The organism is Actinokineospora terrae, assembly GCF_900111175.1.
Taxonomy (GTDB): Bacteria; Actinomycetota; Actinomycetes; order Mycobacteriales; family Pseudonocardiaceae; genus Actinokineospora; species Actinokineospora terrae.
Genome location: NZ_FOGI01000006.1, coordinates 464,265 through 487,750, shown reverse-complemented (window position 1 = coordinate 487,750; position 23,486 = coordinate 464,265). Strand labels below are relative to the sequence as shown.

25 protein-coding genes and 2 riboswitches are annotated in these 23,486 nt (G+C 71.4%); of the genes, 7 read left to right on the top strand and 18 right to left on the bottom strand.

Translation table 11 applies throughout. The features are described 5' to 3' along the window. Nucleotides 1-158: 158 nt before the first annotated feature. Nucleotides 159-253, bottom strand: a riboswitch (glycine riboswitch). Next, a riboswitch (glycine riboswitch) is annotated at nucleotides 254-346 on the bottom strand. It abuts the riboswitch before it with no gap. Nucleotides 347-377: 31 nt separating this feature from the next. The 7 genes from BMY07_RS16295 to BMY07_RS16265 form a co-directional block, all read right to left on the bottom strand. Continuing rightward, nucleotides 378-1,109 carry an energy-coupling factor ABC transporter ATP-binding protein gene (locus BMY07_RS16295; protein ID WP_092779006.1) on the bottom strand — a complete coding sequence of 244 codons (732 nt, stop codon included), beginning with the start codon at nucleotides 1,107-1,109 and terminating at the stop codon, nucleotides 378-380. Then, on the bottom strand, nucleotides 1,106-1,858 hold the full coding sequence (gene cbiQ / locus BMY07_RS16290; protein WP_092779004.1) for a cobalt ECF transporter T component CbiQ: 753 nt from the start codon (nucleotides 1,856-1,858) through the stop codon (nucleotides 1,106-1,108). Before cbiQ ends, BMY07_RS16295 begins: the two co-directional genes overlap by 4 nt. Then, the gene (locus tag BMY07_RS16285; RefSeq protein WP_245782418.1) at nucleotides 1,855-2,217 is read right to left on the bottom strand and encodes a PDGLE domain-containing protein; all 363 of its coding nucleotides are present in this window, start codon (nucleotides 2,215-2,217) and stop codon (nucleotides 1,855-1,857) included. Before BMY07_RS16285 ends, cbiQ begins: the two co-directional genes overlap by 4 nt. Continuing rightward, entirely contained in the window at nucleotides 2,214-2,912 is a 699-nt protein-coding gene (locus BMY07_RS16280) for an energy-coupling factor ABC transporter permease (protein ID WP_092779002.1), read from the bottom strand. The genes BMY07_RS16285 and BMY07_RS16280 overlap by 4 nt, the downstream gene beginning before the upstream one ends. Nucleotides 2,913-3,010: 98 nt before the next feature. Then, nucleotides 3,011-4,048: a pentapeptide repeat-containing protein gene (locus BMY07_RS16275; protein WP_143073513.1), complete on the bottom strand. Its 1,038-nt coding sequence runs from the start codon at nucleotides 4,046-4,048 to the stop codon at nucleotides 3,011-3,013. A gap of 33 nt (nucleotides 4,049-4,081) precedes the next feature. Beyond that, entirely contained in the window at nucleotides 4,082-5,161 is a 1,080-nt protein-coding gene (locus BMY07_RS16270; protein ID WP_092778998.1) for an alcohol dehydrogenase catalytic domain-containing protein, read from the bottom strand. A 50-nt stretch (nucleotides 5,162-5,211) separates the two neighbouring features. Continuing rightward, nucleotides 5,212-6,363 (bottom strand): acyl-CoA dehydrogenase family protein, encoded by a 1,152-nt coding sequence (locus BMY07_RS16265; protein WP_092778996.1) that lies wholly within the window; start codon nucleotides 6,361-6,363, stop codon nucleotides 5,212-5,214. A 95-nt stretch (nucleotides 6,364-6,458) separates the two neighbouring features. Here BMY07_RS16265 and BMY07_RS16260 point away from each other — a divergent pair, with 95 nt between their 5' ends. Continuing rightward, nucleotides 6,459-7,094 carry a TetR/AcrR family transcriptional regulator gene (locus tag BMY07_RS16260; RefSeq protein WP_092778994.1) on the top strand — a complete coding sequence of 212 codons (636 nt, stop codon included), beginning with the start codon at nucleotides 6,459-6,461 and terminating at the stop codon, nucleotides 7,092-7,094. On the opposite strand, the gene BMY07_RS16255 is transcribed toward BMY07_RS16260, so the two are convergent. Continuing rightward, on the bottom strand, nucleotides 7,042-7,944 hold the full coding sequence (locus BMY07_RS16255; protein ID WP_092778992.1) for a LysR family transcriptional regulator ArgP: 903 nt from the start codon (nucleotides 7,942-7,944) through the stop codon (nucleotides 7,042-7,044). The two genes, BMY07_RS16260 and BMY07_RS16255, sit on opposite strands and share 53 nt — an antisense overlap. A 69-nt stretch (nucleotides 7,945-8,013) precedes the next feature. On the opposite strand from BMY07_RS16255, the gene BMY07_RS16250 reads away from it, so the two are divergent. Beyond that, entirely contained in the window at nucleotides 8,014-8,616 is a 603-nt protein-coding gene (locus tag BMY07_RS16250; protein ID WP_092778990.1) for a LysE/ArgO family amino acid transporter, read from the top strand. 18 nt (nucleotides 8,617-8,634) lie between these two features. On the opposite strand, the gene BMY07_RS16245 is transcribed toward BMY07_RS16250, so the two are convergent. The 4 genes from BMY07_RS16245 to BMY07_RS16230 all read right to left on the bottom strand — a co-directional run bounded on the left by BMY07_RS16245 (nucleotide 8,635) and on the right by BMY07_RS16230 (nucleotide 13,763). Continuing rightward, nucleotides 8,635-9,240 (bottom strand): GTP-binding protein, encoded by a 606-nt coding sequence (locus BMY07_RS16245; protein WP_170224292.1) that lies wholly within the window; start codon nucleotides 9,238-9,240, stop codon nucleotides 8,635-8,637. Further along, the gene (locus tag BMY07_RS16240) at nucleotides 9,221-9,814 is read right to left on the bottom strand and encodes a DUF742 domain-containing protein (RefSeq protein ID WP_092778988.1); all 594 of its coding nucleotides are present in this window, start codon (nucleotides 9,812-9,814) and stop codon (nucleotides 9,221-9,223) included. The genes BMY07_RS16245 and BMY07_RS16240 overlap by 20 nt, the downstream gene beginning before the upstream one ends. A 7-nt stretch (nucleotides 9,815-9,821) precedes the next feature. After that, nucleotides 9,822-10,262: a roadblock/LC7 domain-containing protein gene (locus BMY07_RS16235; protein ID WP_092778986.1), complete on the bottom strand. Its 441-nt coding sequence runs from the start codon at nucleotides 10,260-10,262 to the stop codon at nucleotides 9,822-9,824. 63 nt (nucleotides 10,263-10,325) lie between these two features. Beyond that, nucleotides 10,326-13,763, bottom strand: a complete 3,438-nt coding sequence (locus BMY07_RS16230) for a sensor histidine kinase (protein WP_092778984.1) — start codon at nucleotides 13,761-13,763, stop codon at nucleotides 10,326-10,328. Nucleotides 13,764-14,536: 773 nt separating this feature from the next. Here BMY07_RS16230 and BMY07_RS16225 point away from each other — a divergent pair. Together BMY07_RS16225 and BMY07_RS16220 are read left to right on the top strand one after the other, a co-directional pair. Then, nucleotides 14,537-14,947 (top strand): DUF485 domain-containing protein, encoded by a 411-nt coding sequence (locus BMY07_RS16225; RefSeq protein WP_092778982.1) that lies wholly within the window; start codon nucleotides 14,537-14,539, stop codon nucleotides 14,945-14,947. After that, nucleotides 14,944-16,530, top strand: coding sequence for a solute symporter family protein (locus BMY07_RS16220; RefSeq protein WP_092778980.1), 1,587 nt, complete (start codon nucleotides 14,944-14,946; stop codon nucleotides 16,528-16,530). Before BMY07_RS16225 ends, BMY07_RS16220 begins: the two co-directional genes overlap by 4 nt. 342 nt (nucleotides 16,531-16,872) lie before the next feature. Here the strand turns inward: BMY07_RS16220 and BMY07_RS16215 are convergent, their stop codons facing one another. After that, entirely contained in the window at nucleotides 16,873-18,147 is a 1,275-nt protein-coding gene (locus BMY07_RS16215) for an MFS transporter (protein ID WP_092778978.1), read from the bottom strand. A gap of 103 nt (nucleotides 18,148-18,250) precedes the next feature. Between BMY07_RS16215 and BMY07_RS16210 the strand changes: the two genes are divergently transcribed. From BMY07_RS16210 to BMY07_RS16200, 3 genes are read left to right on the top strand one after another with little or no spacing between them, the layout of a single operon-like run. Then, nucleotides 18,251-19,417 carry a type III PLP-dependent enzyme gene (locus BMY07_RS16210; protein WP_245782417.1) on the top strand — a complete coding sequence of 389 codons (1,167 nt, stop codon included), beginning with the start codon at nucleotides 18,251-18,253 and terminating at the stop codon, nucleotides 19,415-19,417. Between the two features lie 23 nt (nucleotides 19,418-19,440). Then, nucleotides 19,441-19,842 carry an adenosylmethionine decarboxylase gene (gene speD / locus BMY07_RS16205; protein ID WP_092778974.1) on the top strand — a complete coding sequence of 134 codons (402 nt, stop codon included), beginning with the start codon at nucleotides 19,441-19,443 and terminating at the stop codon, nucleotides 19,840-19,842. After that, entirely contained in the window at nucleotides 19,839-20,678 is an 840-nt protein-coding gene (locus BMY07_RS16200) for a spermidine synthase (RefSeq protein WP_092778972.1), read from the top strand. The genes speD and BMY07_RS16200 overlap by 4 nt, the downstream gene beginning before the upstream one ends. A 33-nt stretch (nucleotides 20,679-20,711) precedes the next feature. Here the strand turns inward: BMY07_RS16200 and BMY07_RS16195 are convergent, their stop codons facing one another. The 5 genes from BMY07_RS16195 to BMY07_RS34380 all read right to left on the bottom strand — a co-directional run bounded on the left by BMY07_RS16195 (nucleotide 20,712) and on the right by BMY07_RS34380 (nucleotide 23,419). Beyond that, nucleotides 20,712-21,065, bottom strand: coding sequence for a DUF3817 domain-containing protein (locus BMY07_RS16195; RefSeq protein WP_092778970.1), 354 nt, complete (start codon nucleotides 21,063-21,065; stop codon nucleotides 20,712-20,714). Next, the gene (locus tag BMY07_RS16190; protein WP_245782416.1) at nucleotides 21,062-21,427 is read right to left on the bottom strand and encodes a hypothetical protein; all 366 of its coding nucleotides are present in this window, start codon (nucleotides 21,425-21,427) and stop codon (nucleotides 21,062-21,064) included. Before BMY07_RS16190 ends, BMY07_RS16195 begins: the two co-directional genes overlap by 4 nt. Nucleotides 21,428-21,474: 47 nt before the next feature. Then, nucleotides 21,475-22,230: a lytic transglycosylase domain-containing protein gene (locus BMY07_RS16185; protein ID WP_092779168.1), complete on the bottom strand. Its 756-nt coding sequence runs from the start codon at nucleotides 22,228-22,230 to the stop codon at nucleotides 21,475-21,477. Between the two features lie 304 nt (nucleotides 22,231-22,534). After that, the gene (locus tag BMY07_RS16180; protein WP_092778966.1) at nucleotides 22,535-23,026 is read right to left on the bottom strand and encodes a transcriptional regulator; all 492 of its coding nucleotides are present in this window, start codon (nucleotides 23,024-23,026) and stop codon (nucleotides 22,535-22,537) included. A gap of 231 nt (nucleotides 23,027-23,257) precedes the next feature. Then, the gene (locus tag BMY07_RS34380; protein ID WP_170224290.1) at nucleotides 23,258-23,419 is read right to left on the bottom strand and encodes a hypothetical protein; all 162 of its coding nucleotides are present in this window, start codon (nucleotides 23,417-23,419) and stop codon (nucleotides 23,258-23,260) included. Between the last annotated feature and the right edge of the window lie 67 nt (nucleotides 23,420-23,486).

Below are 23,486 nucleotides of genomic sequence, written 5' to 3'. Positions count from 1 at the left end.
GTGGCACGCCGGGCGCGCGGGCTGCAGCACGACCGGACGGGCTGTGGATGAGTGTGGGGGTTGTGGACAGCCGTGCGGCTGTTCGCTGTGCCGGGTGCGGCGGACGAGGGACATGGGAGCTCCTTGGCAGCGCGCCGGATGGACGGATCCGGCGCTGGAACTCCCCCTCTGTCATGGCACCTGAGAGCTTCGCCGCGAGCGCGGCTTGCACCGTGGGTGAGACGCCGAGATCGCGTCTGCTTTCCAGAGTGGCCTGGTGGGAACGGTAGCTTTACCTGAGAGATTGACGGGGAGTTTGCTCCTTCGGTGCCTCGATCAAGATCGAGGGCTCTCCCGGTCCCACTCGTACGGCCCGATATGCGGTTGTGCCACGGACACTAGTCGAGCCGGAACCCGAAAGGAAGTTCGAGGCGGTGCCTGGCGAGCAGGGCGCCGTCGGCGAGCAGGTCGCGGGTGGGCCCGTCGGCGACCACGACGCCCCCGTCGACGAGCACCGAGCGCGGGCACAGCTGCAGCGCGTAGGGCAGGTCGTGGGTGACCATGACCGTGGTCCGGCCGAGACCGAGCAGCACCTCGGCCAGCTCGCGGCGGGCGCGGGGCTCCAGGTTGGCCGAGGGTTCGTCCAGGACGAGCACGTCGGGGTCGCAGGCCAGCACGGTGGCCAGGGCGACCCGGCGGCGCTGCCCGCCGGACAGGTGCAGCGGCGAGCGGTCCGCGTGCTCGGTCATCCCGACGTCGTCGAGCGCGCGCTTGACCCGGGCGTCGAGTTCAGGTCCGCGCAACCCGAAGTTCGCGGGACCGAAGGCGACGTCGTCCCGAACGGTGGGCATGAAAAGTTGGTCGTCGGGGTCCTGGAACACGATTCCGACCCTGCGCCGGACCTCTTTCATATTCTGTTTATTGACCTCTAGTCCCGTTACGGCGACCTTGCCTTGTCCGGTGAGCACGCCGTTGAGGTGCAACACGAGGGTGGTCTTACCGGCGCCATTCGGGCCGAGGATCGCGACCCGTTCCCCTTGCTCGACTCGCAGGTTCACACCGAAGAGGGCTTGGTGGCCATCCGGGTAGGCGTAGGCGAGGCGTTCGACCAAGAGGGCGGGGGGTGTCACAGCGCTATACCTAGCACGATCGCGGCTAGAGCTGTCGGGATGAGTCCTACGAGCCAGGTGCGGCGCCCAGCGGGCTGTCCCTGGTCGGGCATGGCTCCGGTCCAGCCACGGGAGACCATCGCGAGGTGCACGCGTTCCCCGCGCTCGTAGCTGCGGATGAACAAGGTCCCGATACCGCGCGCGGTGGCACCAACCTGCCAGAGGAAGCGCGGGTCGTGCCCACGGCAGATACGCGCTATCCGCATCCGGCGGGCCTCGGCGGCGATCACGTCGAGGTAGCGCAACATGAGGGTGGCGATGGTGATGACCATGGTCGGCACCCGAAGCCGCTGGAGCCCGACGATCAGCTCGCCCGGTGTCGTGGTCGCGGCCAGGGTGAGCGACACCAGCACGCCGAGGGTGCCCTTGACGGCGATGTTCCAGCCGGACAGCAGGCCGTGCTCGGAGAGCCGGAGCCCGAGGAACTCCACGGTCGGACCGCCCGCGAGGAACGGGAAGGCGAGCGCGAGGACCACGAACGGCACCTCGATCAGCGCCCGTGCGGCCAGCCACCCCGGCGGGATCCTGGCGATCACCCAGACCCCGGCGAGGACGGCGAGGTAGAGGCCGAACGCCCAGAACCGCTCGCGGGGCGTCGCCACCACGCAGAGCACCCCGGTGACCGCGGCCACGACCTTGACCTGCGGTGCGAGCCGGTGGACCGGGGTGTTCCCCGGCCGGTGCAGCAGATGTGCGTGGACCGCGCTCACGCCTTGGGACGCCTGCGCAGCAGCCAGAAGAACCCGCCCGCGACGACAACGGTCACTACGACACCGATGACGCCCGCGAGGCCGGTGGTGTTCTCCCCGCCGTCGACCGCGTAGTCCGCTAGAGGGCTGCCTGCGAACTGATGATCCTTGGCGTTCTGAGCGATGCAGGAGCCCTGTAGCTGCTCACCGCCCGCGGTCTCCACTACCTCGCAGCCCTTGAGGGTCGCGTGGTCGAGACCGTCCGGATTGGAGTCGGCCAGGTACGACACCGCGCCCGCGAGCACGAGGGCGACCAAGAGGAACCCGAGGAGGAAGGACAGATTGCGGGTCTTAGCGGTGTCGCCGGTCTTCGCGGTCACGCCGGGGTCCCTTCACGCAGCTCCAGCGGGCGGGTAGTGCCGCGCAGCAGGTAGACCAAGTCGGGTCGAACGGCCGCGACAGCGCCAACGGTGAGCGCGGTGATCACGCCCTCGCCGATGCCGATGAGGCAGTGCACGCCGACCACCGTGGCCGTGACCGCGCCGAGGCTGAACGCCGGGTCGCCGCCGATCGCGAACTCCAGCACGAACCCGAGCGAGGCGACGACGGTGTTGACCAGGGCCGCGACGAACGCGACCACGACCAGCCCGACCTTGCCGGTGGCGAAGCGCTTGAGCGCGGTGGCCACCAGGAACCCGGTCGCGGTGCCGATCAGGGCCATGTTGGTGACGTTGGCGCCCAGCGCGGTCACCCCGCCGTCGGCGAACACCAGCGCCTGCACGACCAGCACGATCGACACGCACAGCGCCCCGACCCACGGCCCGACCAGGATCGCGGCGAGCGCGCCGCCGAGCAGGTGCCCGCTGACGCCGGGCAGCACCGGGAAGTTGAGCATCTGGGTGGCGAACAGGAACGCGGCGACCAGCCCGGCCAGCGGCGCCGTCCGGTCGTCGAGGTCACCCCGCGCCTTGGCGGTGGCCACCGCGAGGCCGACGACGGCGACGCCGACGAACAGCAGCGAGGTCGTGGGGTTGAGCAACCCATCGCTCATGTGCATGGCGACCGAGCCGGTCATCGGCGCACCTCTCACGGGGACTCGGGGCGGGGACCCAGGGGTGGATCGAGCGTAGTTGCGAGCGGCACGCTACCGCCAGACCCTGGCAACAACCCACCTCAGGCCGTTGTGACCTCAGCTACCCCGTCATCCGGGTCCCCGAGCGCGTCCACCCAGGCGAGCTCGTCAGGCCTACCTCGCTCGAACCGCGTATCGCGCCACCTCGACTCGTCGTGGAACTCGGCACCCGCGAAGGTCGCCGACCGCTGGAAGGTCACCTCGGTGAAGTTCGCCAGCCCGCCGAACCGGGCTCCGTCGAACCTGACGTCGTCGGTGAAGGTGGCGGAGCGGAACCACGCGTAGCTGCCGAACTCGGTCCCGGTGAAGTTCGTCCGGTGCTTGAAGGTCGCCAGCGCGAAGGTCGACGAGCGGATCCGGCACCGGTCGAGGTCGAAGTCGATGAGCACCGCCCCGGTGAGGCCCAGGTCCATGTCCGGCCAGAACGACTCCGGGGTCTGCGGGCGCAGGTGCAGCAGCAGGATGCGCTGGACCGCGCGCCGGACCTCCCGCTCCTCGAGGCGCTGCCGGTGGTCGAGCAGGTCACCGCCCTCGGGGAGGCTCCCCAGTGGCGGGTCGTAGGGCATCCGCAGGTAGGCGCAGTACACGTTGACCACGGTCTGGCGGTGGCCCGGGTTGTCCTGCGCGAGCCGCTCCAGGGCGTAGAGCCCGGCCATGCGCACCGGGGCCTTGTCGGAGCCGAGTTGGTCGGCGGCCTTGGTGTAGAGGTCGGTGATGCGGCGCTCGACGCCGTCCTTCTCGGTGATCGCGGCCATCCGGTCCTGGTGGGCCTTGGCGTCGGCGGCCACGTCGCGCTGGTGGGCCAGCGCCCGCTCGCGGTTGTCGAGGTCCTGCTCGGTGGTCCGCTGCCTGCGCCACGACAGGTACAGCGCGAACACGCCGCCACCGCCGATGCCGATGCTCAGGCCGATCCGGACCGCCTCGAACCGGGCGGTGACCAGCTTCTCGTCGGTGAGACCGCTGGTCGCGGGCCACCACAGCAGCACGACGGTGGTCACGGTGAGCAGCAGGATGCCGACCGCGATCACCGCGATCGACCTGCCGGAGACCGGACGGGGGCGGGGTTCTGGCGCGCTCACGGCGGGGTGCTCGGTCGGGGGCACGGGATCGTGTCAGAACCGGACGAGGGTGCGGCCGCCGCGGCCCGCGCGCATGTCGGCGAACGCGGTCTCCACGTCGTCCAGGCCGACCTCGGCGGTGACCAGGCCCGCGAGGTCGAGCCTGCCCTCGGCGACCAGGTCCAGCAGGCGGGGGATGTCGATGTCGGGGTCGGTCGAGCCGAACAGGCAGCCGGTGAGGGTGCGGCCGAAGAAGTACAGCTCCAGCGCGCTGAACTCGACGATCGCCTTGGCCGACCCGACACCGACGACCACCACGTGCCCTCCGCGCCGCGACGAGGCCCAGGCGGTGCGGATCGACGCGGGGACACCGGCGCACTCGACCGCGACGTCAGCACCACGGCCTTCGGTGAGTCCCCGGATGGTCTTGGCGGTCGCGGAGTCCGAGACGAGAAAGTCGGTAGCACCATGTGCTCGCGCTAGCGCTTCCTTCTCCGGGTGTACGTCGACCGCGATGATCGGGGAGGCCCCAGCGATTCGCGCGGCCTGCAACACCGACAGCCCGACACCACCAACGCCGACTACCACCACTGACTGTCCCGGTTTGACCTGTGCGGTGTTGAACACGGCTCCCGCGCCCGTCAGCACCGCACACCCCAACACCGCCGCTTGCTCCAACGGCAGATCTTTGGGGATCTTCACCGCGGCCCGCTCGGACACGACTGTCTCCTCGGCGAAGGCTCCCGTACCGAGCCCCGGGTAGAGCGGGGTCCCATCGGGCAACGCCGCGTGCGGAACCTCGGCAGCGTCAGCGGCCCGCGCGCAGAGATACGGCTCCCCCTCAAGGCAGAACCAACACTCCCGACACGGCGGTGCCCAGTTGAAGATCACGTGATCCCCCACCGCGACCCGCGTGACGCCCTCCCCCACCGAGACGACGACGCCCGCCCCCTCGTGCCCCAGCACCGCGGGCACCGGCTGCCGCAACGTCCCATCGGCCAACGACAGGTCCGAGTGGCACACCCCCGCCGCCACCACCCGGACCCGGACCCGACCCGGACCCGGCTCCCCCACCACGATGTCCCCGACCACCAGCGGTTCGCCCTGCGCCCGCAACACCGCAGCCCTGACCATGTCTCTCCCTCAGCCACCGTCCATGCCCTTGAGAGCCTACGGACCGGGCCTCAGACGAAAGCGTTGATACCGGTGAGAGCGCGGCCGATGAGCAGCTTCTGGATCTGGGTGGTGCCCTCGTAGAGGGTCATGACACGGGAATCGCGGAGGATCTTGGCGACGGGGTACTCGTCCAGGTAGCCGTAACCGCCGAAGACCTGGATGGCCAGATTCGCGACGGTTACAGCGTTCTCGCTCGCGAAGAGCTTGGCCATAGAGGCGGCGGTACCGAAGGGCAGGCCGCGGTCCACTAGATCTGCCACTCGCCACACCAGCAACCGGGCGGCGTCAGTGTTGACCGCCATGTCCGACAGCATCTCCTGCACGAGTTGGTAACTGGCGATGGGCTTACCGAACTGCAAGCGCTCCTTCGCGTACTTCACGCTCGCCTGCAACGCCCCGTTGGCCAACCCCACGCACCCGGCCGCGACCGACATCCGCCCCTTGTCCAAAGCGGACATCGCCACCTTGAACCCGACGCCCTCGTCGCCGAGGCGCGCGTCGGCGGGGACCCGCACCCCGTCGAGCACGAGCTCGCCCGTCGACTGCCCGCGCAGCCCCAGCTTCCCCTTGATCTCCCGGTGCTGGAACCCGGGCGAGTCGGTGGGCACCAGGAACGCGCTGATCCCCTTGGGACCGGCCCCGCCGGTGCGCGCGAAGATCAGCGCCAGATCCGCCCAGGTGCCGTTCGTGATGAACATCTTCGTGCCGGTGAGCACGTAGTCGTCGCCGTCGCGGACCGCGCGCGTGGCCAGGTTCGCCGCGTCCGAGCCGGTGTCCGGCTCGGTCAGGCCGAAGCAGGCGAGGGACTCGCCGGAGGAGATCCTGGGCAGCCACCGGGACTTCTGCTCGTGGGAGCCGTACCCGGCGATCGACTTGCCGACCAGGCCGAGCGAGACCGACACGATGCCGCGGATGGCCGAGTCGCCGCGGCCGAGCTCCTCCATCATCAGGCAGTACGAGAGGTGGTCGCCGCCGGAGCCGCCGTACTCCTCGGGCAGCGTCATGCCGAGGAAGCCGACGTCGCCGAGCTTGCCGACGATGGCGCGGTCGACCTGCTCGCGGCGGTCCCACTCGGTGGCGTTGGGCACCACCTCGCGGTCGATGAACTCGCGCGCCAGGTCCCAGAGGGCCTGCTGCTCACCGCTGAGGGCCAGATCCACGCCGGTCTCCCGTCCATAAACCAAACGGTGTTAGGTTCGCCAAGGATAGGATCGGCAGCCGAGCCCGGCAACCACCGCCGGGGTGAGGTGAGGACATGCCCCGGCCCCGCGTACCGCTGCTGGACCGGCCGCGCATCCGGGCCGCCGCGCTGGCCGCGGTCGACCGCGACGGGCTGGCCGGGCTCTCGATGCGCAGGCTGGCCGCCGACCTCGGCGTGCAGGCGCCGTCGCTGTACTCGCACTACCGCACCAAGGACGACCTGCTGCAGGACATCGCCGAGGACGTCATGGCAGGCGTGGACACCACGGGCTTCGCCGAGGACTGGGTCACCGGCCTGCGCGGCTGGGCGATCTCCTACCGGGCCGCGCTGGCCGCCCACCCCAACCTCGTGCCGGTGATCGCCGCGGGCCCGGCGCGCAGGCCGACCGCGCTGCTGCACGCCGACGCGGTGCACGGTGGGCTGGTCGGCGCGGGCTGGCCGCCGCGGCACGCCACCATGATCGGCGCGTCCACCAAGTACCTCGTGCTCGGCGCCGCGATGAGCTCGTTCTCCCGCGGCTTCGAGGACGACGTGCAGGTCTACGTCGACCGCTACCCGCACCTCGACCAGGCGCACCGGCTGCGCGAGCACGCCGACGAGATCGACTCCGAGAGCTTCGCGCTGGCCCTGGACGCGTTCATCCTCGGCCTGACCGCGCTGCACGCCCGGGTGGCTCGAGCCGCGCCCTAGCCGCGGCGAACACCGCGTCCGAGGTGGCCGAGAGCGCGGGCGAGTCCAGCTTCCACTGCTGCCAGAACAGCGGCACGTCCAGCACCCGGTCGGTCAGCTCGACCAACTCCCCCGCCGCGAGCCGCGGCCGCGCCTGCATCGTCGGCACCAGCCCCCAGCCGAGCCCGGCGACGATCGCCGCGACGAACCCCTCCGACGAGGGCACGTGGTGGCGCCGGTCCGCGGCCGGGCGCTTGGTCAGCCCGCGCACGAACACGTCCTGCAGCACGTCGCGGCGGTCGAACACCACCACCGGGGCGTCGGCGACGCACTGCCGCAGCGGACCGGCCAGCCACCGCTCGGCGAACGCGGGGGCGGCCACCGGCAGGTACCGCATCAACCCGAGCGGGCGCACCGAACACCCGGCGACCGGCTCCGGCGACGACGTCACCGCCGCCATCACCAAGCCCTCCCGCAGCAGCGTCGCGGTGTGCGACTCGTCCTCCCGGTGCAGGTCGAAGTAGACGTCGGGCACCTGGGTGAGCGCGGGCAGGATCCAGGTCGCCAGCGAGTCCGCGTTGATCGCGATGGGCAGCCGGACCGACTCCCCCGGCGTGCCGAGCCCGACCCGCAGGTCCCGGTCCAACTGGGCGAGCTGCCGGGCGAACCGCACCACCTGGGTGCCGGACTCGGTGGGCCGCACCGGTTTCGTGCGCAGCAGCAGCACCCGCCCGGTGCGCTGCTCGAGCGCCTTGACCCGCTGGCTGATCGCGGACGGCGTCACGCCCAGCGCGGCCGCCGCGGCGTCGAAGGTGCCCTCGTCGACCACCGCGAGCAGCGTGCGGACCTGGTCGAGGGGCAGATCGCTCATCACGACCGCTAATGCTACGTAAGAATCATTAGCTGGTGTTACCCCCGATCGCGGCCATACGGTCGACGCATGGGGCTCGCGGTACTGGCCGGGTTCGGCACGGGACTATCACTGATCATCGCCATCGGTTCGCAGAACGCTTTCGTGCTGCGACAAGGCATCCAGCGCCAGTCAGTGCTACCGGTCGTCGCGATCTGCACGATCTCAGACGCCGTGCTGATCGCTCTAGGCGCAGGGGGCATGGGTGCGGTCGTCGCCGCGCAACCCGTCGCGCTCACCGTGGTCGCCGTCATCGGTGGCGTGTTCCTGATGGGCTACGGCCTCATGGCGGCCAGGCGCGCGATCCGGGCGTCCACGCTGTCCGCGGTGGGCGCGGGCGCCGGGTCGACCCGCGCGGCCGTGCTCACCTGCCTCGGCCTGACCTGGCTCAACCCGCACGTCTACCTGGACACCGTGCTGCTGCTGGGCACCATCGCCGCGGCGCACGGCGCGGACCGCTGGTCGTTCGCGGCCGGGGCGGCCCTGGCCAGCGTGTGCTGGTTCGCGGGCCTCGGCTTCGGCGCCCGCCTGCTGACCCCGGTGTTCGCCAGGGCGGCGTCCTGGCGGGTGCTGGACGCGGTGATCGCCGCGACGATGACCGCGCTGGGGGTGTCGTTGCTGGTGGGGGCGTGAGGACCACGCCCCCACCGGTCAACCGACGCCCGCGCCGTGCAGGGCGACCCACCGGCGCATCGAGTACTCGACCATGGTGATCAGCGCGCTCTTGACCGACTGCCGGTCCCGCGCGTCGCACGGGACGATCGGCACCTCCTGCCCGATCGCCAGCGCGTCCCTGACCTGCTCGATGCTGTGCCCGAGGACCCCGTCGAAGCAGTTCAGCCCGATCACGTAGGGCAGGTTGCGCTCCTCGAAGAAGTCGATCGGGGAGAACGAGTCGGCCAGGCGGCGGGTGTCGGCGAGCACCACCGCGCCGATCGCGCCGCGCACCAGGTCGTCCCACATGAACCAGAACCGCTGCTGGCCCGGGGTGCCGAACAGGTACAGCACCAGGTCCGAGTCCAGCGACACGCGGCCGAAGTCCATCGCGACGGTGGTGGTGGACTTGTTCGGCGTGGCCGCGGTGTCGTCGATGCCCGCGCTGGCGCTGGTCATCACCGCCTCGGTGGTCAGCGGCATGATCTCCGACACCGAGCCGACGAAGGTGGTCTTGCCCGCGCCGAACCCGCCTGCCACCACGATCTTGACCGAGGTCAGCCCACCACCGGGTGCCGGGTCGTCATAGCCTGCGGAGTCCACTCAGTACCCTTTCCATCAGCACCAGGTGAGCCTTGTTGGCGCCACCGGTCGCGGTCTTGTGCACGGCGACCAGGCCGAGCTGGGCCATGTCGCCCAGCAGCACCTTGGCCACCCCGAGTGGCACCCCGAGCAGGGTGGCCACCTCGGCGACCGACCTGGGTTCGTGGCAGAGCGCACCGATCGCGCGGTGCTCGGACTCGGCGAAGGCCGTGGCGTCCCCGGCCCGCTCGCTGGTGGACACCATGGTCTCCACGCGCAGTTCGAAGTTGGACTTGGTGCGGCCCCTGGTCCAGGCGTAGGGCCGCACGATGGCGGCGGCGTCCTCCGAGGGGTCCTCGGCGGCGGCCACCCGCACCGGTCCGGCCTCGGCGGCCGTTCCGGGCCCGGCCGGGTCGACCTGGTCGGCTGCCTCGCCGTCCGGCCAGTCCGGCTCGTCGTCGCGCGCTGGCACCGCCGGTTCGTCCACTTCGGACTTGCGGCGCCTGCGGGACCGGCCGCCGCCCAGCGTCAGGTTGGCCATGACGTCGGCGATGGTCCGCTCCGGCTCACCGGAGCGGCCCTGGTTGGCGCTCATGCAGTGCTCATGCGGGCTGCCCCACCATCCTCCCGGCGGTCCCCTGCAGGGCCGCGCGCAGTTCCGGGGTCAGGATCTGGCCCACCCGGTCCACCAGCAGCGTCATCTCGTACGCCACTTGTCCGATGTCACAGGTCGGGGCCGCGAGGATCGCTAAACACGACCCGTCGCTGATGGCCATCAGCAACATGATCCCGCGCTCCATCTCGACCACGGTCTCCTTGACCGCGCCAGCCTCGAAGCAGCGGGCCGCGCCCTGGGTGAGGCTGACCAGCCCGGAGGCGACCGCGGCCAACTGGTCGGCGCGGTCGGTCGGCAGCCGCGCGGACGAGGTGAGCAGCAGCCCGTCGGCGGACACCACCACCGCGTGCGCCACCCCGGACACCCGCTCGGCGAAGTCGTTGACCAACCACCCGAACTGGCCTGGTTTGGACTGCGTGGACGTCATCGTGCTCCATTTCCCGTCGGTGACGGCGGCTGCGTCGGTCGGTTTGACTGCGTGCGACGTGGCTCAGGCATCCCCGCCTTCTTCCTCGGTGTCCCCGTCCTGTCCCGGGTGCCGCTGCGCGATGCTGCTGCGGCCCCGGCCGATCCCGCGCTGCAGGCTGCCCAGCCGGGAGCGCAGCGCCTCGGCGTCGCGCTCGATCGGCACCGCGGGCCGCTGGGCCGCGGTGTCGGCGCCGAGGCTGCCGGGCAGCAGCCGCTCGCGCGGCGTCCGCCTCGGCAGTCCGCCGTCGGGCAGCGGATCGGCGTCGTCGTGGGTGGTGAGCGCCTCGGCGGCCTGCCAACCCGCGTCCCGTGCGAAGCGCCACCGCGCGCCGCGCAGGTCGAGGCCGGGCTGGGCGTCGGACTCCGGCTCGCCGTGCGCGGGGCCCGCGCGGTGCGCGCCCCTGGCCCGGTGGATGCCGCGCTGGTAGCTGGAGAGCCGCTCGCGCAGGTCTTGCGGGTCGCGGGCGTGCGCGGGCGGTGCCGCGGCCGCCGCGCGCCTGCCGGGTTGCTGCACCCCGCCGGGCACCAGGTTGCGCCGCGGGGTGCGCCGGGGCAGGCCGGAGGTGGTGAAGTCCTCCGGCTCGGCCGCCGACACCGCGCGGGCGGTGTGGAATCCCTGGTCGGCGGCGAAGTCCCAGTCCGGTCCCCTGGTGACGTCGGCCGCGGTGGAGTTCGGGTCGTCGGTGACCGCCCGGAACCACGCGGAGACCATCTCGTCGAAGATCGGCGTGGTCTCGTGCAGCGCGGCGGCGGGTGGGGTGACCGCGGCCTGGTGCACCAGCGTGGTGTCCCACCAGCCGCTGTCGTCGTCCACGTCGCCGAAGTCACCGAAGTCGCCGTCGACCCCGTGCCGCGCACCGCCGTCGAAGGCGGACTGGGCGGGCACGGACGGCGCGGGCTGCTCGACCGGGTCGTCGTCGGGGACGAACAGCGCCTGGGTCTGCTCCACCGGCGGCACGTCCGGCTGCGCCGGTGCCCTCGGTGAGCGGCGCGGCAACGGGACGCCGTCGCCGCTGGGGGTCGGCGACGGGATGGGCGGCGAGCCGGGCAGTTCCGCGCCGTCGCCACCGGGCGCGCCGGTCGGCTCCCACCTGGGCTTGCCGTTGGCGAGCCTGCGGGCGAGCCCGGCGGTGAACCCGCTGGGACCGGTGCCGTTGCTCTCGCCGTGGTCGGTCCCGTTGTGACCGTTGCTGCCGTGACCGTTGCTGCCGTGCCCGTTGGACCCGTTGCGGCTACCCGCACCGCGCCCGTTGGTCGAGCCGTTCCCGTTGGCACTGCCGTTCCCGTTAGCGCTGCCGTTGCCGTTGCCGTTGACGGAACCGCGCCCGTTGGACGCGGTGTGGCCGTTGGACCCGGTAGAGCTCTGGGAACCGTTGGCGCCAAGGGACTCGCGGGCGGCGGCGACCCTCGGTAGGTCAAGACCGACGTCACCGGCGACGAGGTCCGCGGGTACGGCGATGACCGCGCGCACCCCGGTCTGCGCGCCGGGGTGCAGCCGCACCTCGACGTTGAGCCGGGCGGCGAGCCTGCCGACCACGAACAGCCCCATCCGGCGCGAGGTCGAGGCGTCGACGGTGCGGCTGTCGGCGAGCCGGGTGTTGGCGTCGGCCAGTTCCTGCTCGCTCAGGCCGATGCCGCGGTCGACGACCTCGACCCGGATCGCGCCGGTGTCGGTGACCTGGCTGGTGATCAGGACCTGGGTGGCAGGCGCGGAGAACGCGGTCGCGTTGTCGAGCAGTTCCGCGGTGAGCCGGACCAGGTCGCCGACCGCGTAGCCCACGACGAGCACCGCGGGCGGCGGGGCGATCACCACCCGCTCGTAGTGCTCGACCTCGGACACCGCCGCGCGCAGCAGGTCGCCGAGCTGGGTCGGCGCCTGCGCCCGGCGGGCCAGGTCGCTGCCGGAGAGCACCATCAGGTTCTCGTTGTTGCGGCGCATCCGGGTGGCCAGGTGGTCGAGCTGGAACAGCGTGGCCAGCTGGTCGGCGTCCTCCTCGTCGCGCTCCAGCCGTTCGAGCAGGTGCAGCTGGCGCTGCACCAGGCCCTGGCTGCGGCGGGAGAGGTTGACGAAGACGTTGCTGTAATTGGCGCGCAGCACGGCCTGCTCGGTGGCCAGCCGCAGCGCCTGCTCGTGCACCGCGTCGAACGCGCGCGCCACCTGGCCGACCTCGTCGTCGGGCAGCACGGCCACCGGTTCGACCACCGGCGCCACCACGTCGTCGCCGTCGCGGATCCGGGCGACCGCGGCGGGCAGCCTGCGGGTGGCGACGTCGAGCGCGCCCCGGCGCAGCAGCGCGAGCGAGCCGAGCAGCTGCCTGCCGATCACGATCATCACCGCGGCGGCGGCGACCAGGGCCAGGATGAGCACCACCGAGGCCAGGCCCGCCGCGTCGCTCGCCTCGTCCTGCATGGCCGAGGAGCGGTCCTTGATCTCGGCGCCGAGCAGCGCGCTGACCGCGGTGATCCGCTCGGAGACCTGCTCGGAGGAGGAGTTCCAGTCCACCGAGGTGATCGGCAGCGGCACGTTGACGCTGGCGCTGCCGTCGGTGCCGTCGCCGACGGCCAGGCGCAGCAGCTCCGTCCTGGTCCGCACCTCGGGCGCGTCGTGCAGCGCGTCGTAGCCCGACTGCTGGCGCAGGGTGGCGATGGAGCGGAAGTCGGCGGTGCGCTCGGCCAGCCGGGACTGCGACGCGCGCAGGCTGTCCAGGTCGGCGGCGTTGAGCCCGCCCCTGGCGATGCCGATGGCGACCAGGCCCTGCTGGTAGTACACCTCTTCCTTGGCCGCCTCCAGGTCGTGCAGCGCGGCGGCGGTGTTGGCGAGACCGGGGTCGGCGACCTCGCCGGTGGTGGCGCGGTCGAAGTCCAGCAGCGTGTGGATCACGTCGGTGTAGCCCGCGAGCGCGGTGCCGCTGTCCACCGCCCCGGCGCCGACCGGGCGGCGCAGCGCGGTGAGGGTGTCGAACGCCGAGGTGACGTCGACCAGCCGCGCCTTGGTCACCTCGGTGTCGAAGGTGGCCTTGCCGATGGCGCGGAACATCTCCTCCCGCGCGTAGTCGGCGCTCTGCCGCTCCCCGGCCAGTTCCGCGGCGATGTCGCGGGACCCGGCGGTGAGCAGCACGGCGGCCTTGGTGCGCTCGCGCTGCAGCCAGGTGAGGGCCTTGCGCAGGCTGTCGTTGACCGCGACGAGCTTGTCCACCCGCTGGTAGGACTCGGCGCGCTCGACCTGGCCGCTGATCCGCAGCACGCCGAGCACGATCGCGAAGGCGACCGGGACCATGATCACCGCGGCCAGCTTGACCGGGATGTTCCAGTCCCGCCACCGGGTCAGCGTGGCCACCGGGGACCGGCCGGCTTCCCCACCGGCCGTCCGCGGCGCGCCGCGCCGCGCGGGCGTCGCGCCCGGGATCCTCCCGGCGGCGACCGACGCGGCCCGACCGCTGCCGGACGACGCGCGGCTCACCCGCGGACCCCCGAGTCGGCCCGCGGTCGTCGTAGGAATAACACCCTCACCGCGTCGATCTCCCTCCGAGACGAATCCGCGTGGCACAGCGCGACCCGCGGCGTCCTATCAGGACTGTGAAACCAGCGGTGCGCCGATTCCCCGTACCGCGTCGATGACCCTTCCGACATCGGCGCGGCTTCGGCGAGAACTTGAGTGTCGATGCTACCCCGATCCGGCGATCTTCCTCTCCATTCCCGTTGACCTGCGAGAATGGCCGGGGCGGTGGGTGATCTCGCCACCCGGGCGGGCAACTGGAAGATCAATTGCGGGAATCGGTCACGCTTTGCATTGAATTTCCGCCTTGATCGCTCGATCGGGTATTCCCCCGGGTGGTGTGCCGGGATCACGCCGCGCGATCGGCCGTGACCAGGGCAGACGCCGGTCGGACCACAGTGGATCTCCCCCGGTGCGGGGACGGCAACCGGTTTCCACCCTCCTGAAGGGACACCGAGTGACCCGGCAATTCACCACTAAGTGTGAACCGATTGACCCGGCCGACTCGCGGCCGAACCGGTACCGTTCGGTGACCCGCGGCGCCGACGCGACAACCGGCCCCGCCTCTGTGGACAACCATTGGCACGGCCGCCGCATTCGTGGCTACCATGGCGCCCGCCCCCTGGAGCGCGACCACCGCGCATTCGGGGAAATCACCCCGGCGCCGCCCGAGGAACGCCACCGCGCGCGTTTCCACCCCTAGGTCGACGCCGCCCCCACCATTGCGGAGGAAAAGCATGACCCAGGTCGTCGGACGCCGGGCGGCGTCCAGCACCGCGCCACCGACACCCTCGGCCACCTTCGGCGGCATCGACGGCCGGGCGGGCACCGGCGGCGCGAGCGGGCCGGACTTCGACGCGATCCACCGCAGCCCGGAGTTCACCGTGCTGCGGGCGCGGTTCCGCCGGTTCGTCTTCACCCTCACCGCGCTGTTCCTGCTCTGGTACCTGTCCTACGTGCTGCTGGCCGCCTACGCGCACGAGTTCATGGCGACCAGGCTGACCGGGTCGATCAGCGTGGGCCTGGTGCTCGGCTTCGCCCAGTTCGCCTCGACCATCGCCATCACCACCGTGTACGCGCGGTGGGCGCGGCGCCGCATCGACCCCGCGGTGGCCCGGCTGCACGAGCGCGCGGAGGCGGGCCGATGAGCGTCCTCGCCCAAGGCCAGGTCGGCGACCCGGTCCTCAACTCGGTGGTGTTCGGCGCTTTCGTGGTGATCACGCTGTTCGTGGTCTACCGGGTCGGCTCCCGCGGCAGCTCCACGACCGACTACTACGCGGCGGGCGGCGGGCTCACCGGCGTGCAGAACGGTGTCGCCCTCTCCGGCGACTTCCTCTCCGCGGCGTCGTTCCTCGGGGTCGCGGGCGCGATCGCGATCCACGGCTACGACGGGTTCATGTACTCGATCGGCTACCTGGTGGCCTGGTTGGTGAACCTGCTGCTGATCGCGGAGCTCGTGCGCAACACCGGCCGGTTCACCATGGGCGACGTGCTGGCGTTCCGGATGCGCCAGCGCCCGGTCCGCGCCGCGGCGGCGACCTCGACCCTGGTGATCTCGCTGTTCTACATGCTGGCCCAGATGGCGGGCGCGGGCGCGGTGGTGGCGCTGCTGCTCGACGTGCACACCAAGGGCGGGCAGGCGCTGGTGATCAGCGTAGTCGGCCTGATCATGGTGTTCTACGTGCTGGTCGGCGGGATGAAGGGCACCACGTGGGTGCAGATCATCAAGGCCGTGGTGCTGCTGCTGTGCGTGGTGCTGATGACGGTGTTCCTGCTCGGCAAGTTCGGCTTCAGCCTGACCGCGCTGATGGAGCAGGCCGCGGCGAACAACACCAAGGGCGAGAAGATCCTCGACCCCGGCGTGCAGTACGGCGCCACCCCGATCAGCACCCTGGACTTCATCTCGCTCTCGGTCGCGCTGATCCTGGGCGCCGCCGGTCTGCCGCACGTGCTGATGCGGTTCTACACGGTGCCCGACGCCCGCCAGGCCCGGATCTCGGTGGTGTGGACGGTCGGCATGATGACGGTGTTCTACGGCGCCACCCTGATCATCGGCTACGGCGCCTCGGCCCTGGTCGGCTCGGAGCGCATCCTGGCCGCCACCGGCCGGGAGAACGCCGCGGCCCCGCTGCTGGCCTTCGAGATCGGCGGCACCGTCCTGATGGGAATCGTCGCCGCCGTCGCCTTCGCCACCATCCTGGCCGTCGTCGCGGGCCTCACCATCACCGCCTCCGCCTCCTTCGCCCACGACGTCTACGCCAACATCCTGCGCCGCGGCAAGGCCGACCCCATCTCCGAGGTCCGCGTCGCCCGCATCACCGCCCTGGTCATCGGCATCCTCGCCATCCTCGGCGGCATCCTGGCCAACGGCCAGAACGTCGCCTTCCTGGTGGCCCTGGCCTTCGCCTTCGCCGCATCGGCCAACCTGTCGACGCTGCTGTACTCGCTGTTCTGGAAGCGCTTCAACACCACCGGCACCCTCTGGGCCATGTACGGCGGCCTGGGTTCCTGCCTAGTCCTGGTCTTCTTCTCCCCTGTGCTATCCGGCGCCCCCACCTCCATCCTGTCCGGTGTGGACTTCCACCTCTTCCCCCTCTCCAACCCCGGCATCATCTCCATCCCCATCTCCTTCATCGCCGGCTACCTCGGCACCATCCTCAGCCGCGACAAAGCCGACCCCGCCAAAGCCCGAGAAATGGAAGTCCGAGCCCTCACCGGCATCGGCCGCTAATCCACCCCCCGGTTGTCCGGCCCGGCGCACACACCCCCGGGCCGGACAACCACCCTCTCTCCCCGGCCCCCACAGACGTCGGCCAACCACGCGCTCCTCGGAGTCGCTGGTGCCAACCCTGCTCGATGGGGCGGACTTGTTTTGTGCGGGGGGACGGCACACGTAGCGTCGTTCGCGGCAGGGCCTGCTTTTCGGCCCCTGCTTTGCGGTTCTGCCCGAGTGTCGTAGGGGCCCCGCACAAAACAAGTTCGCCCCATCGAGCTTGTCACTTGAATCGCGCTCCAGCGCAATGCCGAAGGCGAGCCGTTGATCGTCGACGCCGCAGGCGAGAACGAGAGCCGCCTACCCCCGCCCACCCTCCACAAAGGACAACAACACCACCGTACCCCCCACCAACACCGCAGGCACCACACTGAACCCCACCACCACAGCCACCCCCACCCCCTCCCCCTGCACCACTCCCCCCGACACATACCCACCCAACCCCAACAACCCCCCAAACACCCCAGGCCCCAACGCCAACCCCACCGTCTCCCCCGCCGTCCACACCCCCGAGAACACCCCAGCCCGCACCACCCCCGCCCGCCGCTCCTCAGCCGAGATCACATCCGGCAACATCGCCATCGGAAACACCTGCAACCCCGCGTAAGCCACCCCGGCAACCCCCACCAACCCCACCAGCACAGGCATCGCGGGCACGAACGCAACCAACCCGACCGACACGGCGAACAACACCGTCGCCACCTGATACCCCACCCGCTTCCCCCACCGACGCCCAACCACCTGCCACAAAGGCATCACCAAAAGCGCAGGCGCAACGAACGCGGCGAACAACGGGGTCTGGGCACCGGGATCCCGGAGTACAACCCGAGCCAGGTAGTCCACTCCAGCCAAGAGCGTGCCGATGCCGACAGCCTGGATGACGAAGGTCAGCAGCAACAGCCGGAAGGGCCGCGACGACCGGACCGCCGCGAGGAGCTCCGGAAAGCGGGCGCCCGTAGGTGTGACGCGCGCAACAGGGGCGGTCGCGGTACCGATGTAGACGCCCAGGGTGCCGAGCACTATCAGGAGGGCCACGGCGACGGCCATGACGCGGTAGCCGCCCGGGGAGTCGCGCAGGAGAGGGGCGCCCGCTCCGCAGAGGAGGATGGCGACGGCGAGAGCCGCGACGCGCCAGGCGATCAGGCGGGTGCGGTCGTGGTAGTCGTCGGTGAGCTCGGCGGCCATGGCGACGTAGGGGACCTGGAAGAAGGCGAACGCGGTCGCGCAGGCCAGGAAGGACACCGCGACCCAGGCGCCGTCGCCGAGCGGGGTGCCGAACAGCGGGGGCAGGAACATGGCGGTGAACAGGGCGGCCAGGGCGAGGCCGCCGCGCAGCAGGAACGGGCGGCGCGGACCGAGCCGATGCGTTGCCCGGTCACTGATTCGACCGGCGATCGGGTTGAACGCCACATCCCACGCCTTGGGCACCAACACCAGCACACCGGCGACGGCGGCCGGGACGGCGAGCCGGTCGGTCAGGAACGGCAGGAGCAGCAGACCGGGTACGGTCGCGAACGCCCCCGTGGCAAGCGATCCGAGCGCGTAGCCGACCCGGATCCGTGGTGTCACCGCCATGTCGACTCCCATCGGATCGGGGTCCCTCGGGCGCGATGGTACGGCTAGTGTGATCGAGTCGGTGGCAGGCTGCCCCTCCGGTTGCGGCCAGGTCGGTATTACAGTGCACGCCGTGCTCGACTCTGTGGGGTCACCGGGGCTGTCCACCCGGCTGCGCGCGTTCCTCGACGATCGCGCGCCCGAGACGCCATGCCTGGTGCTGGACCTCGAAGTGGTGCGGACCAACTACCGCGCGATGCGCGCGGCGCTGCCCGAGGCCACCATCTTCTACGCCGTGAAGGCGAACCCGGCGCCCGAACTGGTCCGGACCCTCGTCCACGAGGGGTCCTCCTTCGACGTGGCGAGCACCGGCGAGATCGATCTGTGCCTGGCGCAGGGCGCCGACCCGTCCGCGATCTCTTACGGCAACCCCATCAAGAAGGCCCGCGACATCGCTTACGCCTACGGGCGTGGAGTGCGGCGGTTCACCTTCGACTCCGAGGGCGACCTGGCGAACCTGGCCGAGCACGCCCCGGGCTCGCGGGTGTGGTGCCGGTTCCTGGTGGACGCCCCCGCGTCGGGCACGCCGTTCGGCGCGAAGTTCGGCTGCTCGCCGGAGATGGCGCTGCGGTTGCTGACCAAGGCCGCTGACCTGGGGCTCGCGGTGGACGGGGCCTGCTTCCACGTGGGCTCGCAGCACACCGACCCGGCGGCCTGGACGGCCGGGATCGCCCAGGCGGGCCGCATCGCCGCGGGGCTGGCCGAGGCCGGGGTGCCGACCCGCTCGCTCAACCTCGGCGGCGGCTTCCCGGCCTCCTACCGGGAGCAGGCGCCGCCGCTGACCGCGCACGCCACCGCCATCCGGGCCGCGGTGGCCGCGCACTTCGACTCCCCGGTGGAACTGGTGGTCGAGCCGGGTCGGGCGATCGTCGCGACCGCCGGGGTGATCAGGACCGAGGTGGTGCTGGTGTCGCGCAAGTCCGACGCCGACGAGCACCGCTGGGTCTACCTCGACATCGGTCGCTACTCGGGGCTGGCCGAGACCGAGAACGAGTACATCGCCTACCGGCTGCGCACCGCCCACCCGGCGGAACCGAGCGGGCCGGTCATCATCGCCGGACCCACGTGCGACGGCGATGATGTGATCTACCAGAACACCCCGTATCGTCTTCCGACGGCGCTGCGGGCGGGCGACCACGTCGACATCCTCGACGCGGGCGCGTACACCGCGAGCTACTCCTCGGTGTCGTTCAACGGTTTTCCGCCCCTTCCGACGTTGTTCGTCGGCTGATTTCCTCGCAGGAGGTAAGACAGATGTCGTATGACCGTGCGCCTGAACCAGGCGTGGGTTTGTTCGCGGGCCGGCACGTGCTGGCCGAGTTCGATGGGGTCGATCCGTTGCTGCTCAATGATCTGGGCTTCCTGCGGGAGACCCTGGAGTCCTCCCTGCGCGACGCCGGGGCCACCATCTGCGACGTGGTGGCCAAGCAGTTCGAACCCCAGGGGGTGACGGTGCTGGCGCTGCTGTCGGAATCGCACGCCTCCATCCACACCTACCCGGAGATCGGGTCGCTGTTCGTCGACATCTTCACCTGCGGCGAGACCGCCGACCCGGAACTGGCCGCGGCGCTGCTGCGCGACCGGCTCGGGGCGCTCGACGCCAGGATCACCACAGTCCACAGGGGACACCCCGTACCTTCGGAGACCGCTCGATGATCGTCGAACCGCTGGGCACCGGCCTCACCCGGACGTGGGACATGCCCGAGGTGCTGGTGGACACCAACACCGACTTCCAGCACCTGGTCATCGGCACGACCGCGCAGGGCGTGAGCCTGTTCTGCGACGACGACCGGCAGAGCACCGAGTTCAGCCAGCTGACCTACCACGAGGCGCTGCTGGTGCCCGCGCTGCTGCTGGCCAGGACCCTGGACCGGGTGCTGGTCGTCGGCTCCAGCGAGGGCGTCGTGTCGCAGATCTCGGTGGCCGCCGGGGCGAGCGTCGTCGACCACGTCGACATCGACCAGCGGGCCGTCGAGCTGTGCGCCGAGCACCTGCCCTACGGCTACACCAGCGAGGAGCTGGCCAGGGCCGTCGCGCACGACGGGCCGGTGCGGGTGCACTACGCGGACGGGTGGAAGTTCCTGGCGGAGACCCAGGACCGCTACGACGTCGTGCTGGTCGACCTGCCCGACGAGCGGCCCGAGTTCGCCCAGCACAATCGCCTCTACGAGGAGGAGTTCCTCACCCGGTGCCGCTCGGTGCTGACCGAGGGCGGCGTGGTGGTGTGCCAGGCGGGCTGCCAGACGATGTGGCGCAACGAGACGCTCATCCGGTCGTGGCGCCGGTTCAACGAGGTGTTCGGCTCGACGGTGTACTACGGCTCCGACGAGCACGAGTGGGCGTTCCTGTTCGGACTCGCCGAGTCCACCCCGGACACCACCGCGCGGATGCTCGAGCGGCTGGAGACGCTGCCGTACCGGCCGGAGACGATCGATGCGGACGCCCTGCGCGGCAACACCATCCCGCCATACAGCGTACGCAAGTCGCTCTGACCCAGGACGACCCACGGGCGGGCCGGGAGCCGGCTACAGCTTCTGGCCCGCCTGCGTCTTGCGGGTGACCCGGCGTTCGACCACGAAGGACACGAACGGGATCATCCCGGCGACCAGCACCAGCAGGGTGCCCTTGACCGACCAGCGGGCCTTGAGCGCCAGGTCGAACGCGGTCAGCAGGTACACCGCGTAGAGGAACCCGTGCGCGGGGCCGACGACGGCCACCGGGGTGGCGTTGTCGAAGGCGTACTTGGCGACCATGGCCGCCACTAGCGCGAGCAGGCCGACGCCGACGACGTAGGCCAGCACCCGGTAGCGGGCCAGCGCCCCCCGCACGCCCTTGGCGGCGACCGCCTGGGCCGGGTTCTCCTCGTCGGTCATGCTCATCGGGACTCCTGGTTCAGCCGGGCGAGGTAGCGGTTGTAGGCCGCGAGCTCGTCGTCTTCCTCGTCACTGCCGTGCGTGCCCGCGACCTCGGCGCTGGGCTGGGCGGGCGGCGCCTCTTGCGCGGATTCGTCGGCCGCCCGGTCCTGCTCCCGCTGCCTGAGCTTGCCCAGCCGCCAGAACATGTAGGCGGGGGCCAGCCCGAACAGCGGCCACTGCAGCACGTAGCCCAGGTTCTGGAACGTGCCGTTGGCCGAGGAGAACCGCTCCCACTGCCACCAGGCCAGGCCGCAGCACAGCACGAGCGCGAGCAGGGACACCCCGACCACGAGGAGTTTGCGCCTGATGCCCGGTCCTTCCCGCACCCGCCGATGCTAGCCCGCGGCCACCGGCGGCTTGCTGAGAGCCGTTCTCAGCTTGCCGCGGCGCGGGCGTAGCGGTCGGCGAGGCCGAAGACCTGCCGGCCGTAGCTCACGGAGTTGTTGTAGGCGAACACGCCCTGCCACCAGCCCTTGGCGCTGGTCATGTCCCGGCCGTCCGCGCACAGGTAGCGGGCGGCGGCCAGGGCGGCGTCGTCGATCTGCTGCGGGTCGCCGACACCGTCGCCGTTGCCGTCCGAGGTCCACTTCCGCCAGGTGGAGGGGATGAACTGCATGGGTCCGACGGCGCGGTCCACGGTGGCGTCACCGTCGTAGGTACCGCCGTCGGTGTCGGTGATAGCGCGCACGCCGGGGGTGCCGTCCAGCGGCACCCCGATGATGGGCGTCGACGGGCGGCCGTCATCGCCGAGCACGGCGCCCCCGTAGCGGCCGTGGTCGGACTCGACGCGCCCGATGGCGGCCAGGGTGGCCCAGGACAGCCCGCAGCGCGGCGTGGCGGCGCGGACGGCCAGCTCGGCGTTGCCGTAGGCCATCAGCGCCCTAGGGGGGATCTCGGTGCCCCTGGCGAGGCGCTCGGCCCACGCGCGCAACGGATCGGCGCCGGACTGGCCACCCTGCGGGACGGCACCGACAGCCTCGACGGGCGCCGCGGAGTCGGGGTCGACCGCGACCGGCTCGACCTCGCTGGAGGTGTCCGCGCCCGCGGAGACGTCCGCGATCCGCACGACCCAGACGACAGCGGCCGCGACCAGGACGACCAGCAGCACGAGGGTGAGGCGCAGCAGCAGCTCACCGCGCCCGCGACCGACCGACCCCGGGTGGTGTGTCCCCACCTGGGCGGCCTGCTCGTCCAGCCCCTCGATATCCGCCACCGTGCTCCAGACTCGCCACGACCCTGTGCGTGACCGGTGCGCTGGGCGCGCCGGTCATCACCACCAGCATCGACGAAGGAGCTCCGCGGCGTTACGCGGGGGAGGTCACACGACCCCGTCACGGCTGTGCACGCGGCACCGGCACGGCCGTTGTTCGGTGGACATCGCGACCACTGGCGCGATGGCGTCCGCGACTGTCTACGCGGCGCCGTCGCGACTGCTACGCGGCGCCGTCGCGGCGCTGACGCTGCAGCCTGGCCACGCACCACGCGGGAGCGCTGCCCCGGCGCAGGTGCTCGAGGACGGTGAGGGGACCGAGCCGCCTGGCCAGGTCGGAGGGCGCCAGGCCCGCCGCCCGGTAGTCGAGGGCGCGCTGGTCGAGCGGGCTCATCCCCGCGTCCCACCACTCCTCGGCCTCGGCGACGCCGCCGACCATCTGCCACCAGCCCGCGGCGGCGGCGAGCAGGTCGTGCGGCACGTCGGGCAGCCGCTTGCGCATGGCCGAGAGGTAGCGCGGGTCGGCCGCCTCGACCGCCGCCCAGCGCGAGGCCCCGGCACGGGCTCGCTGACCGGGAATACCGGGCGCGGCGATGACGGGCGCGTCGGCCAGCCACTCGGACGCGATGCGGTTGGCCTCGTCGGCGTCCGCGTCCTGCGCGCGCTCGGCGGTCCACTGGCGGACCAGGGCATCGACCCCGGGATCGTCGAGCATTCTGCCTCCTGGAGGTCTCATGATCACTCGATGGCTGAAACCGTAGGGGCAGGGACCGACAGATCGCCAGAGGCAAAACGGACCAGTTCGCCCAATGGACCCCCGGGGCGGGCAGATCCACCCGGACGGTCCAATATGGATCTTCGGTCCGGCAAGATCATCACCGATCGTGACCACACCCGCGGGCACGGCTGCGCCCGCCGGGCCTCGATTGCCCCAGCGGGTCCGCCCTCAGGCGAACAGGTTCTTCAGGAACGTGATGATGGCCTCGGCGCCGTCGCGCAGCCAGGAGAACAGGCTCTGGACCGCCTGCGCGGCCTGGGTGGGCTGGCTGATCACGTAGAACAGCACCAGCGCCACCGCGACCAGCATGACGGCTTTCTTGGCGTTCATCGGTCCACTCCGTCCTCACCACCGGCGGCCCGGGCCACTCGCGCGTCCCGGACCACCCCCGACCCGC